The sequence below is a fragment of the Agarivorans aestuarii genome (genome assembly GCF_019670125.1).
GTDB classification, from domain to species: Bacteria; Pseudomonadota; Gammaproteobacteria; order Enterobacterales; family Celerinatantimonadaceae; genus Agarivorans; species Agarivorans aestuarii.
The window spans coordinates 22,444-36,228 of sequence record NZ_AP023033.1 but is presented as its reverse complement, the minus strand read 5'-3'; the positions used below and the strand labels follow the sequence as shown (position 1 = coordinate 36,228).

At 46.6% G+C, this 13,785-nt stretch carries 6 protein-coding genes, 2 tRNA genes and 4 rRNA genes; 1 reads left to right on the top strand and 11 read right to left on the bottom strand.

All coding sequences use genetic code 11. The features are described from left to right. Nucleotides 1-52: 52 nt before the first annotated feature. From pssA to pepQ, 11 genes are all read right to left on the bottom strand, one after another. A complete protein-coding gene (pssA, locus tag K5609_RS00150) occupies nt 53-1,525 on the bottom strand; it encodes a CDP-diacylglycerol--serine O-phosphatidyltransferase (protein WP_221075460.1) in 1,473 nt (490 codons plus the stop codon). 43 nt (nt 1,526-1,568) lie between these two features. Then, nucleotides 1,569-1,684, bottom strand: a 5S ribosomal RNA gene (rrf, locus tag K5609_RS00145). A 99-nt stretch (nt 1,685-1,783) separates the two neighbouring features. Then, nucleotides 1,784-1,899, bottom strand: a 5S ribosomal RNA gene (rrf, locus tag K5609_RS00140). 111 nt (nt 1,900-2,010) lie between these two features. Beyond that, a 23S ribosomal RNA gene (locus tag K5609_RS00135) occupies nt 2,011-4,896 on the bottom strand. 235 nt (nt 4,897-5,131) lie between these two features. Then, nucleotides 5,132-5,207: transfer RNA gene (locus K5609_RS00130), tRNA-Ala, on the bottom strand. Between the two features lie 20 nt (nt 5,208-5,227). After that, nucleotides 5,228-5,304: transfer RNA gene (locus K5609_RS00125), tRNA-Ile, on the bottom strand. Between the two features lie 76 nt (nt 5,305-5,380). Next, nucleotides 5,381-6,926 (bottom strand): 16S ribosomal RNA (locus tag K5609_RS00120). Together the 16S, 23S and 5S rRNA genes with 2 tRNA genes alongside form the textbook arrangement of a ribosomal RNA operon. 425 nt (nt 6,927-7,351) lie before the next feature. Further along, nucleotides 7,352-7,882 carry a menaquinone-dependent protoporphyrinogen IX dehydrogenase gene (hemG, locus tag K5609_RS00115; protein WP_221075459.1) on the bottom strand — a complete coding sequence of 177 codons (531 nt, stop codon included), beginning with the start codon at nt 7,880-7,882 and terminating at the stop codon, nt 7,352-7,354. 2 nt (nt 7,883-7,884) lie between these two features. Beyond that, the gene (locus K5609_RS00110) at nt 7,885-9,342 is read right to left on the bottom strand and encodes a TrkH family potassium uptake protein (protein ID WP_221075458.1); all 1,458 of its coding nucleotides are present in this window, start codon (nt 9,340-9,342) and stop codon (nt 7,885-7,887) included. 69 nt (nt 9,343-9,411) lie between these two features. Beyond that, nucleotides 9,412-10,038 carry a YigZ family protein gene (locus tag K5609_RS00105; protein ID WP_221075457.1) on the bottom strand — a complete coding sequence of 209 codons (627 nt, stop codon included), beginning with the start codon at nt 10,036-10,038 and terminating at the stop codon, nt 9,412-9,414. After that, nucleotides 10,029-11,354, bottom strand: coding sequence for a Xaa-Pro dipeptidase (pepQ, locus tag K5609_RS00100; RefSeq protein ID WP_221075456.1), 1,326 nt, complete (start codon nt 11,352-11,354; stop codon nt 10,029-10,031). The genes K5609_RS00105 and pepQ overlap by 10 nt, the downstream gene beginning before the upstream one ends. 268 nt (nt 11,355-11,622) lie before the next feature. Here pepQ and fadB point away from each other — a divergent pair, with 268 nt between their 5' ends. Next, entirely contained in the window at nt 11,623-13,782 is a 2,160-nt protein-coding gene (fadB, locus tag K5609_RS00095; RefSeq protein ID WP_221075455.1) for a fatty acid oxidation complex subunit alpha FadB, read from the top strand. Nucleotides 13,783-13,785 lie beyond the last annotated feature (3 nt).

The following is a 13,785-nucleotide window of genomic DNA, read 5'->3' as shown; positions in this document are numbered from 1 at the left end:
TATTTGTCCTAGTAGCCCAGCTTAAGGCTGGGCTAAGCAGGTAAACAGCTGCCTATAAGATTTGTTTTAACAAACGGTCAGCACGCACTCTGTTTATTCGTTTTAGCAAGCGTTTTACTGGCAAAGGGTAATTAGCGAGGCTGTCTAAATCTGCCACGCAATGCACTAACTTAGTGTGAACCAATATGTTGTTCAGCTCGAGCTGCTTTTGCTCATTCAACAAACCTTTCGGGTCATCTATCAATAAGCCATTCTCTAAGTCCAAGTTCCATGCACGTGGATTCAAATTGTTGCCGGTTAATAAGCTATAACGCTCATCAACCCACAAGCCTTTTACATGAAAACTATTATCCTGATGTGACCACAAATGAATACTTAACAAACCACTGTTGATGTACTTAAGCTGGCGTTTAACAAACTTAGATAGGTTCAGCTCATACAAATAGGGTAGCGCATGGATAACCTTAAAGTTTTCGTCTGGCTTGCTATAAAAGTCACTTGCAGTTTTATCACCAACAATCAGCTTTACCTTAACGCCATTTTTTAAGGCTTTGCTAATTTCCCTAGACAAGCTGCCTGGTGGATTAAAATAAGGTGTGCATAAAGTGATTTGATGATTGGCTTTAACGACCAGCTGTCGAATGGTTTTGTTGAGTAAATTCTGACGACGACCCAAGCCTAGCAGAGGAGTGATAGCGACTTCAGATTCCTCACACTGCTGTGGATAATAGCTATATTGTTCGCGTTGCAAGGACAAGCGTAAACGCCGAATAGCGGGTTTTAGTGAACGGGTACTCACCGGCTCATTTGTCGATAAGCTAGATACCGCTTCGCTATTCACTAGGTATTGCTCAACATAGTCAACCATTGCATTAGCCAAGCGAGCATTATCAATTAAGTGATAGCGATCGAATCGGTAACGCTGTTGCTGAGCCAAGTAGATATCATTAATACTGGCGCCGCTATATACAACGGTATCGTCTACAATGCTGCCTTTTAAATGCAAAACGCCAAACAATTCGCGATTACTAACAGGCACGCCATAAAAAGTAATCAAACCTGGGTAACGTTGTGCGTATTCACGGTACATCGCCGCATTGCCCTCAGCCTGTTCATCACCGATCAAACCACGCTGGGCGCGATGCCAATCGACCAACACGACAACTTCAAGCTCAGGACTACCCTGTTTAGCAGTATATAGCGCGTCCATAATAGAGCGCCCTGCTTGATCATCTTCTAGATAAAGCGCTACGACATAAACACGCGTCTTCGCCTCTGCAATTAGTTGTAATAGGGCGACACGATATTGTTCTGCACTCAGCAGAGTTTTAAAGTGCAGAGGATCTTGCGCTATTTTGGGCAGAGACTGTAACGATGCGTTACGAGAAAAACGTGGAGTCATTAATATAGATTCTTGATTACTAGCACTATGCTTGGCTAATTGTAACAAAGGATCGACGAGGTCACTAAGAAAGCTATCAACAAAGCGTGAAACTGCAGCCAGCGCCACATAACTATAGCGCACAAAGAAAAAGGGCTTCCCATTGGGAAGCCCTTAACTATTTGGAGCCTAGCAGTGACCTACTTTCACATGGGGAAACCCCACACTATCATCGGCGCAGTTGCGTTTCACTTCTGAGTTCGGCATGGAATCAGGTGGGTCCACAACGCTATTGCCACTAGGCAAAAACTTTTACATTGTTTACTCAAGCTAGTTGGCGAAGCCAAAAGTCCTTAGTTAGAGTAAAAAGCCCTCGTCGTATGACGAGGGCTTAGTATAGGAGCCTGGCAGTGACCTACTTTCACATGGGGAAACCCCACACTATCATCGGCGCAGTTGCGTTTCACTTCTGAGTTCGGCATGGGATCAGGTGGGTCCACAACGCTATTGCCACCAGGCAAAAACTGTTGTCTTTAACATTCGAAAAAGCTAAAAATATCTCACGAGTACTAACAAGTATTCATGGTCAAAAAATAAGGTATCTATAAGCAACACCCTTTAGGTGTTGTATGGTTAAGCCTCACGGGTAATTAGTACAAGTTAGCTCAATGCCTCACAGCACTTACACACCTTGCCTATCAACGTTGTAGTCTCCAACGGCCCTTCAGAGGACTTAAAGTCCTAGTGAGAATTAATCTCGAGGCCTGCTTCCCGCTTAGATGCTTTCAGCGGTTATCAGTTCCGAACGTAGCTACTGGGCAATGCTATTGGCATAACAACCCAAACACCAGCGGTTCGTCCACTCCGGTCCTCTCGTACTAGGAGCAGCTCCCCTCAATTCTCAAACGCCCACGGCAGATAGGGACCGAACTGTCTCACGACGTTCTAAACCCAGCTCGCGTACCACTTTAAATGGCGAACAGCCATACCCTTGGGACCGACTTCAGCCCCAGGATGTGATGAGCCGACATCGAGGTGCCAAACACCGCCGTCGATATGAACTCTTGGGCGGTATCAGCCTGTTATCCCCGGAGTACCTTTTATCCGTTGAGCGATGGCCCTTCCATACAGAACCACCGGATCACTATGACCTACTTTCGTACCTGCTCGACGTGTCTGTCTCGCAGTTAAGCTGGCTTATGCCATTGCACTAACCGTATGATGTCCGACCATACTTAGCCAACCTTCGTGCTCCTCCGTTACTCTTTGGGAGGAGACCGCCCCAGTCAAACTACCCACCAGACACTGTCCGCAATCCCGATAAGGGACCAACGTTAGAACATCAACACTACAAGGGTGGTATTTCAAGGTCGGCTCCACATCATCTAGCGACAACGCTTCAAAGCCTCCCACCTATCCTACACATGTAGGGTCAATGTTCAGTGTCAAGCTGTAGTAAAGGTTCACGGGGTCTTTCCGTCTAGCCGCGGGTACACCGCATCTTCACGGCAATTTCAATTTCACTGAGTCTCGGGTGGAGACAGCTTGGCCATCATTACGCCATTCGTGCAGGTCGGAACTTACCCGACAAGGAATTTCGCTACCTTAGGACCGTTATAGTTACGGCCGCCGTTTACCGGGGCTTCGATCAATAGCTTCGTCCAAAGACTAACCACATCAATTAACCTTCCGGCACCGGGCAGGCGTCACACCGTATACGTCATCTTTCGATTTAGCACAGTGCTGTGTTTTTAATAAACAGTTGCAGCCAACTGGTATCTGCGACTCTCAGCAGCTTAGGGAGCAAGTCCCATCACCATCAAGAGCGTACCTTCTCCCGAAGTTACGGTACCATTTTGCCTAGTTCCTTCACCCGAGTTCTCTCAAGCGCCTTGGTATTCTCTACCCAACCACCTGTGTCGGTTTGGGGTACGGTTTCGTATAATCTGAAGCTTAGAGACTTTTCCTGGAAGCAGGGCATCAACCACTTCGTGTCCGTAGACACTCGTCATCAACTCTCAGCGTAATGTAAACCCGGATTTGCCTAAGTTTACCGCCTACTGCCTTTCACGTGGACAACCATCGCCACGCTGGCCTAGCCTTCTCCGTCCTCCCATCGCAATTATACGAAGTACAGGAATATTAACCTGTTTCCCATCGACTACACTTTTCAGTCTCGCCTTAGGGGCCGACTCACCCTGCCCTGATTAACATTGGACAGGAAACCTTGGTCTTTCGGCGAGGGGGCTTTTCACCCCCTTTATCGTTACTCATGTCAACATTCGCACTTCTGATACCTCCAGCAAACCTTACGATTCACCTTCAACGGCTTACAGAACGCTCCTCTACCGAGCATGCAAGCATGCTCCCGTAGCTTCGGTGGTATGTTTAGCCCCGTTACATCTTCCGCGCAGGCCGACTCGACCAGTGAGCTATTACGCTTTCTTTAAATGATGGCTGCTTCTAAGCCAACATCCTGGCTGTCTAAGCCTTCCCACATCGTTTCCCACTTAACATACACTTTGGGACCTTAGCTGACGGTCTGGGTTGTTTCCCTTTCCACGACGGACGTTAGCACCCGCCGTGTGTCTCCCGGATAGTACTTAGTGGTATTCGGAGTTTGCAAAGGGTTGGTAAGTCGGGATGACCCCCTAGCCTTAACAGTGCTCTACCCCCACTAGTATTCATCCGAGGCGCTACCTAAATAGCTTTCGAGGAGAACCAGCTATCTCCCGGTTTGATTGGCCTTTCACCCCCAGCCACAAGTCATCCGCTAATTTTTCAACATTAGTCGGTTCGGTCCTCCAATTGGTGTTACCCAATCTTCAACCTGCCCATGGCTAGATCACCGGGTTTCGGGTCTAATCCCAGCAACTATGCGCGCAGTTAACACTCGGTTTCCCTACGGCTCCGCTATTCGCTTAACCTTGCTACTGAAATTAAGTCGTTGACCCATTATACAAAGGTACGCAGTCACCCCACGAAGGGCCCACTGCTTGTACGTATACGGTTTCAGGTTCTATTTCACTCCCCTCACAGGGGTTCTTTTCGCCTTTCCCTCACGGTACTGGTTCACTATCGGTCAGTCAGGAGTATTTAGCCTTGGAGGATGGTCCCCCCATATTCAGACAACATATCACGTGTGCCGTCCTACTCGATTTCACTTAAAGTAGATTTTCATGTACGGGGCTATCACCCTGTATCGCTGTCCTTTCCAGAACATTCCACTAATCACATAAAAGCTTAAGGGCTAATCCGGGTTCGCTCGCCGCTACTACCAGAATCTCGGTTGATTTCTTTTCCTCCGGGTACTTAGATGTTTCAGTTCCCCGGGTTCGCCTCGCAACGCTATGTATTCACGTTACGATACTGCATAAAATGCAGTGGGTTTCCCCATTCGGAAATCCATGTCTATTACGTCTTTTATCGACTCAACATGGCTTATCGCAGATTAACACGTCCTTCATCGCCTCTGACTGCCAAGGCATCCACCGTATACGCTTAGTCACTTAACCATACAACACCTAAATGTTGTCGCTTAAATCACTTGAATAGTCAGGCTGTATAAGTCCTGCTATTCGAGTACGATCACCTTATTTTTTTGAATACCAAAAACACTTGTTATTTAACTCGTATTTTTGAGATATTTTTTATCAGCTTTTCCAAATTGTTAAAGAGCATTGGTTCATAAAAAAACCAAAGCTAAATAGCCAGATGTCGGCGACTTATCTTTGGTTTTTAGGTAAGAAGTGGTGGAGCTATGCGGGATCGAACCGCAGACCTCCTGCGTGCAAGGCAGGCGCTCTCCCAGCTGAGCTATAGCCCCATTTCTTACTTGTTGGACCCTGGTAGGTCTGGGCAGACTTGAACTGCCGACCTCACCCTTATCAGGGGTGCGCTCTAACCAGCTGAGCTACAGACCTAAATAGGTGCCAACTTTCTCTTAATTTTCTATCAAGCAATCTGTGTGAACACGTCACAGGGACATAAGCATCATAATAAGGAGGTGATCCAGCCCCAGGTTCCCCTAGGGCTACCTTGTTACGACTTCACCCCAGTCATGAACCACAAAGTGGTGAGCGTCCTCCCGAAGGTTAAACTACCCACTTCTTTTGCAGCCCACTCCCATGGTGTGACGGGCGGTGTGTACAAGGCCCGGGAACGTATTCACCGTAGCATTCTGATCTACGATTACTAGCGATTCCGACTTCACGGAGTCGAGTTGCAGACTCCGATCCGGACTACGACATGCTTTTTGGGGTCCGCTTGCTCTCGCGAGTTCGCATCCCTCTGTACATGCCATTGTAGCACGTGTGTAGCCCTGCCCGTAAGGGCCATGATGACTTGACGTCGTCCCCACCTTCCTCCGGTTTATCACCGGCAGTCTCCCTAGAGTTCCCACCATTACGTGCTGGCAAATAAGGATAGGGGTTGCGCTCGTTGCGGGACTTAACCCAACATCTCACGACACGAGCTGACGACAGCCATGCAGCACCTGTATCTGAGTTCCCGAAGGCACCAAGGAATCTCTTCCAAGTTCTCAGTATGTCAAGGGCAGGTAAGGTTCTTCGCGTTGCATCGAATTAAACCACATGCTCCACCGCTTGTGCGGGCCCCCGTCAATTCATTTGAGTTTTAACCTTGCGGCCGTACTCCCCAGGCGGTCTACTTAATGCGTTAGCTGCGTTACCCACGAGTTAAACTCACAGACAACTAGTAGACATCGTTTACGGCGTGGACTACCAGGGTATCTAATCCTGTTTGCTCCCCACGCTTTCGTACATGAGCGTCAGTTTTTGTCCAGGTGGCCGCCTTCGCCACTGGTATTCCTTCAGATCTCTACGCATTTCACCGCTACACCTGAAATTCTACCACCCTCTACAAAACTCTAGCTTGCCAGTTCCAAATGCCATTCCCAGGTTGAAGCCCGGGGATTTCACATCTGGCTTAACAAGCCGCCTGCGTACGCTTTACGCCCAGTAATTCCGATTAACGCTCGGACCCTCCGTATTACCGCGGCTGCTGGCACGGAGTTAGCCGGTCCTTCTTCTGTTGCTAACGTCAAAGATAAAGAGTATTAACCTTTACCTCTTCCTCACAACTGAAAGTGCTTTACAACCCGAAGGCCTTCTTCACACACGCGGCATGGCTGCATCAGGCTTTCGCCCATTGTGCAATATTCCCCACTGCTGCCTCCCGTAGGAGTCTGGGCCGTGTCTCAGTCCCAGTGTGGCTGATCATCCTCTCAAACCAGCTAGGGATCGTCGCCTTGGTGAGCCATTACCTCACCAACTAGCTAATCCCACTTGGGCTAATCAATACGCGAAAGGCTCCGAAGAGTCCCCTCCTTTGGTCCGAAGACATTATGCGGTATTAGCAGTCGTTTCCAACTGTTGTCCCCCACGTAAAGGCATATTCCCAAGCATTACTCACCCGTCCGCCGCTCGTCAGCAAAGTAGCAAGCTACTTTCTGTTACCGCTCGACTTGCATGTGTTAAGCCTGCCGCCAGCGTTCAATCTGAGCCATGATCAAACTCTTCAATCAAAAGTTTTTTCGCTCAAAGTTAAAAACTGAAATTATTACTGTTGTTACAGTGCAAGACTCCAGTTCACTTAAGCTTAATTTTTTCGCTTAAGGCCCTGTGAGTGCTCACACAGATTGCTTGATAAATTGTTAAAGAGCGTTGCTTCGTTGCCGAAGCGAGGTGCGCATTCTACGCTTTCCTCTGTGGCTGTCAACCGCTTTTTAAAAGATTTTAAAAAGAAGTTTTTGCGCCGCTAACTCAGCCCTAGGCCTTGTTAACCCTGACTTAGCCTTGCTGCGCTTTAGTGCGCTGCGTGCCGTGTCAGTGGAGGTGCATTATAGGGATGCGCGTTTCAGGTGCAAGCGTTTTTTGAAGAAATATGAGGATTTTTGTTTAAGTGGTCAAAGCTTGTGCAAATCCGTACAAAAACTATAGATATTGTTGACTAATCATTCAAATTTGAGAACTGAGTCGCGAATTCATCTACCTTCGTCCAATCAGTTAATTCCAAATCTTGGCTTTTATCAGTGCTGCCGCCAGTCATTTTCATAATGAATTGGATGAGGAGGGTTTGCCACCAAGTGTATTTAGAATAAAGCAAGGCGCCTGCAAACACTGCTTGTAGTTTTGGCACCCACGCAGCATTAAGGTTTAGCTTCTTCATATATACGCTCGTTTCAGGCGTGTTTTTTTCTGGCTTACGTGCAGTGAGGCATACACCAAAGAAAGCAACGGGCTTGGTACTCAGTTGGCTTTGATAGGTTTCCAATAACGAATATAGCTGTGGTCTAAATTTGCCATAACGAATCGAAGCGCCAATCAGTACTTTATCGTACGCAGTTAAATCTACATCTTGTAGCTGCTTATCTATTGCTAGGAAATCCGCAACTACTTCACCTTCTTGCTGGGCCACAATGTGCTTGGCAATTTTTAAGGTTTGCCCTTCACAGCTTGAAAACAATACCAATAACTTCATGCTTAACTCTTCCAAAACGCTGGGGTAAATAGAACTAGTAGGGTAAACACTTCTAAACGGCCAAATAGCATGGCGATTAACAAGACCCATTTGCTAGCATCGGTGATGTCGGAATAATGAACCGCTACCTGGCCAAGCCCTGGGCCAAGATTATTTAGACATGCTACTACTGCAGAAAAGGCCGAAAGCTCATCCATGCCCGCGGCAATAAGGCCCAGCATACAAATCACAAATACTAAGGTATAAGCAGAGAAGAAGCCCCATACAGCTTCGAGTACTCGATCGGGTAAGGCTTTATTTGCTAACTTAATCTGAAACACCGCGCGAGGGTGAACCAAACGCTTAAGCTCTCTCATCCCCTGCAAGCTCAGCAGAAATACCCGAATAACCTTTAGGCCACCACCAGTAGAACCGGCACAGCCACCAATAAAACTAGAAAATACTAATAGAACCGGTAGGAACAAGGGCCACTCGGAAAAGCTGGTCGTAGTAAAACCTGCGGTAGTTGATATGGATACTGACTGTATAAAGGCTTGGTCTAAGGCAACCGCAGGTGATTCATAGACCTGTTGCGCCAATAAAATCGCTACACATATAAGAGTTAAGCTAATTTGAATAAAGAAGAAGGCACGACACTCAGGATCGAGAAAATAGTACTTAAAGGTAATGTTACGACCATTCACTGCGGCAAAGTGTAATGAGAAGTTAATCGCTGAGATAATAAGAAACACTGCACAGATGGTATTGATTAAAGAACTGTCGAAGTGACCGAGGCTAGCGTCATAGGTAGAGAAACCACCAATGGCAATAGTTGAGAAGGCATGACAAATCGCATCAAACATCGACATACCCGCCAACCAAAATGCCACCGTGCAGCTAATGGTAAGAAACAAATATATATACCAAAGCACCTTGGCGGTTTCGGCAATCCTGGGAGTCATCTTTTTATCTTTAACTGGGCCAGGGATCTCGGCGCGATACAACTGCATACCACCAACCCCTAATATAGGCAGTACCGCAACAGCTAATACAATGATCCCCATGCCACCCAACCATTGCAGCATTTGTCGATAGAACAAAATACCTTTAGGCAAGTTCTCAATGCCAACAATAACCGTAGCACCAGTGGTAGTTAAGCCAGAAAATGATTCGAAGAAAGAGTCGGTCACCGACATGTTGGGGTTTTCGGTGAGGATAAACGGCAACGCACCAACGCTACCCAGTACTGTCCAGAATAGAACAACAATAAGAAAGCCTTCTTTGGCTTTAAGCTCGGTTTTTTGCTGACGCTGCGGAAACCAAAGTAGAAAGCCAGCACTAATACACAGCGCAAAAGCCACCATAAAGGCCTTACCCGCGCCATCTTTATATACCGCAGCGACAATAGCCGGAACGATCATAGCGAGACTAAATAGCATTACTAGAAGTCCAACGATCCTAATAATCGCTCTGATCTGCATCCGTGTAGTTTCTCTTTCTAAATAAAGTTAATGCTGCATATCTTGAAGTAAAGCGTTGCACAAGACAACTTAAGACAGCAGCTTCCCTACCTTAATCTGTCCACTTGAGAGGTTAATCAGTTGTTGCTTGAAACCTGCATATTCACTAAGCGGTAAGCTTATCTGCATTTGAGCCAAACTAGAAAATTGAGTATCTAACTTAGTGGCTTTGTGGCGCTCAAGCGTGCTCTCTACTTGTGCAGTATAAGCATATTCAAACTCTAAGCTACATTCACCATGCGCAACTACCCGCTCTGATTCAACCAACTTTAAAGCTTGCTGAACACCGCCACCATAGGCTTTAACTAAACCACCGGTACCTAGTTTTATCCCACCAGAATAACGAACCACCACCGCTAATATTTGCCCCAAGCCACTGCCCTGTAATTGTGCCAGCATGGGTTTACCAGCGGTGCCCGAGGGTTCTCCGTCATCACTAAAGCCTAAACATTGGCTATCACTAGGATGGCCAGCCACAAACGCCCAGCAATGATGACGAGCTTGTGGATGTTGTTGCTTTACTTGCTCTAACTGTTGCTGAGCCTGCTGGCGATTAGCAACGGGAATAATCAAGCTAATAAAACGGCTGCGTTTAATCTGTTCTTCACAACTTACAGTTTGTTGCGGCTTAAAATAGTCACTTACTGCTATTGCCAATTTTGTTCTCGAGTGAGGTTATTAGATGCCAGTGCGGTAACCGCTATGTTGTCTTCTATGCGAATACCGCCAAAGCGACGCATTTCATCAACCCTTGACCAATTAATCAAGCGGGTATGTTCTGATTCAGCCAATTCAGCTAACAAGCTTTCAATGAAATATAAGCCAGGTTCAATGGTAAGCACTTGGCGCGGTTCTATGATTCGGGTGCAACGTAAAAATGGGTCGTTAGCAGGAGCTGCCAATACATCACCATCTTCGTCTTGCATAAAGCCTCCCACATCATGTACCTGTAAACCCAAGTGATGCCCTAGACCATGCGGGAAAAAGCAGCGAGTGATGCCTTTTTCAACAGCTGCGGCGGCACTGCAATAAACAAACTCAAAATCCACCAGCAATTTAGCTAGCTGACGATGCGCTTTAAGGTGTAAATCGGTATAACGTTGCCCTGGTTTTATATCGGCAATCAAAGCTAGCTGCAGTTTATCCATTTCAGCAACCAGCTCGGCAAACAAGCCCTTACGGTAAGCGTAGGTACGAGTAATGTCTGCAGCATAGCCTCGATACTCCGCACCAGCATCAATCAACATTGAATAATGCTGCTTCTCGGCAAGCTTACTGGCGCTTAAAGCGGTGTAATGAAGAATGGCCGCGTTTTGATTCATAGCAATAATATTGGAATAAGGAAGTGAATATTCACTTTTCCCCAAGCTAGCTAAATATGCCAGGTTAATTTCAAACTCAGAGGCGCCAGCAAAAAACAGTTCTTTGGCACTAAGGTGAGCTTTAACCGCACGATGATTGGCTTCGTGAATGCATTCAAGCTCATAATCGGTTTTATAGGCGCGATAGTAGTGCAGATAATTAAGCACCGACTCTGGGTTTCGCTCACCAATATCCAAAGCCTCGGCAAGCTCTGGATGCTCACCAATATAGGCGCAATGCTGTCGCTTCGCCGGTAAAAATGGTTCTATATCTTGCGGATTGGCCATTAGCTGTATATCGAAGAAGTCTACCCAAAACCCTTCTGGGTCGCCGGCAGTTTTATGCCAATAGTCACTAGGTTGATGATAAACCAAGCTGGGTTTGCTCTGGCCATCAACGATAAGCCAACAATGAGGGTGGGCGGTTAATGGTAACCAGTGTTTGAAATGCGGATTGGTTTTAAAAGGATAATGCTGATCATCTAAAAACGTGCGCAGTGGGTAGCCCGAATGAATAATCAGCGCATCAAGCTCCTCACGCTCCAATACATCCGCAACGCGTTGCTGCAATTGTTCTATATGCTGAGAAAACAGTTGATGAATAGTTGGCATAGCACCCTCTCTACGACTATTAATTAGCTATTTAGTTATAGCGCATTTAATAAACATATTGTTGGATCTAGAGCAGTTAATTGACGATTTATTAAGGATATAGCGCACAGCTTTACAGCCAGTTTTGTGCGGCAAGCAACAAAATATCAAACAAGTGTTTTAAATGGGTGTTATATTTGTTTTAATGTTTGAGTAACAAATTGATTACAACTATCTCTAACCCCTACACAAAACTGGTGCAATGCACACCAGCAACAAGGAGAGCAGAATGATATATCAAGGCGAGAACCTTAGTGTTCGCTATATTGCCGACGGTATCGCTGAACTAACATTCGATGCCAAGCAAGGAAGTGTTAACAAGCTAGATAAAAGCACTTTAGTGTCACTGGATGAAGCCATTAGCGCATTGCAACAGCAAACAGAGCTAAAAGGCTTACTACTTAGTTCAGCAAAAGACGCCTTTATTGTTGGTGCAGATATCACTGAATTTTTAGGCCTATTTGCGCTACCCGAAGCAGAACTTGGCGCTTGGCTAACCAAAGCCAATGACATTTTTAACGCCCTAGAAGATCTGCCTGTACCTACCGTTTCAGCAATTAATGGCTACGCACTAGGTGGCGGCTGCGAGTTTATCCTTTCAACCGACTTACGCATTGCAGAGCCAAGTGCACGAATTGGCTTGCCAGAAACCCAATTAGGTATCATGCCCGGCTTTGGTGGCACCGTAAGATTACCGCGAGTAATTGGTGCAGATAACGCCATGGAGTGGATCACCACTGGCAAAAACTACAAAGCAGCAGAAGCTCAAAAATTTGGCATGGTAGACGCGGTAGTCCCCGCTGAACGTTTACACGATGCTGCACTAAGCATGTTAAATGATGCGATAAACGAAAAAATCGATTGGCAAAGCCGCCGTCAAGCTAAGCTTTCACCGCTTGCGCTAAACAAAATTGAAGCGATGATGAGCTTTAACTGTGCCAAAGGCATGGTTATCGCTAAAGCGGGCCCGCACTACCCCGCGCCCATCACCGCAGTTAAAACCATGGAGAAGGCCGCCGCTTGTGGACGTGAAGAAGCCTTAGCACTAGAAGGTAAATACTTCATTGGTTTAGCCAAATCAGAGGTTGCTCAAGCCTTGGTAGGCATTTTCTTAAATGACCAACAACTTAAAGGTTTAGCCAAAAAGGCATCGAAGAATGCCCAAAACATTAATCAAGCAGCAGTGCTAGGCGCTGGCATTATGGGTGGTGGTATCGCTTATCAAAGCGCTAGCCGCGGTGTACCCGCGGTAATGAAAGACATTAACCAAGCAGCACTTGAGCTTGGTATGAATGAAGCCAGCAAGTTACTCAACAAACAGTTAGAGCGTGGTCGCATAGATGGTTTGAAAATGGGCAAAATCCTTTCAGCCATTAACCCGAGCTTAAATTATGAGTCTATCGCTAATAGCGACATCGTGGTTGAAGCAGTGGTTGAAAATCCAAAGATTAAAGCAGCAGTGCTACAAGAGGTGGAACAGAAAGTCTCTGCCGACACCATTGTGGCCTCAAATACTTCCACTATTCCTATTTCACTATTGGCTAAAAATCTAGCTCGCCCAGAAAAATTCTGTGGCATGCACTTCTTCAACCCAGTGCATCGTATGCCATTGGTTGAAGTTATTCGCGGTGAAAAGACCTCTCAAGAAACCATCGATAGCGTAGTAGCTTACGCTGCCAAAATGGGCAAAACCCCGGTGGTAGTTAATGACTGCCCAGGCTTTTTTGTAAACCGTGTATTGTTCCCTTACTTCTTTGGTTTTACTCGCCTACTTCAAGATGGCGCTGATTTTGTAAAAGTAGACAAAATCATGGAGAAGCAATTCGGTTGGCCGATGGGCCCAGCTTACCTGCTTGATGTGGTAGGTATTGATACCGGCCACCATGCTGGCGCAGTAATGGCTAACGGCTTCCCTGAGCGCATGAGCAAAACCGGCGAAGATGCGATTGATGTTATGTACCAAGCTGAACGCTTTGGTCAGAAAAATGGCTTAGGATTTTACGCCTATACCAAAGACCGCCGAGGTAAACCGAAGAAAGATGCCGATCCGGCCAGCTATGATTTGCTCACCAAAATTTGCAAAGAACGTTACGACTACAGCAGTGAGCAGATTATTGCCCGAATGATGATTCCAATGATTAACGAAGTGGTGCGCTGTTTAGAAGAAGGCATTATTCAAAGCCCTGCCGAAGCCGATATGGCGCTGGTTTATGGCTTAGGTTTCCCACCTTTCCGCGGCGGCGTATTCCGCTACTTAGATACCATGGGCTTAGATAACTACGTAGCTTTAGCAGATCAATACGCTGAACTAGGTCCACTTTATCAAGTGACCGACAGCTTGCGCGCCAAAGCAGCGGCAGGTGAAACTTACTACGGCAAGCAAGGCTAATGG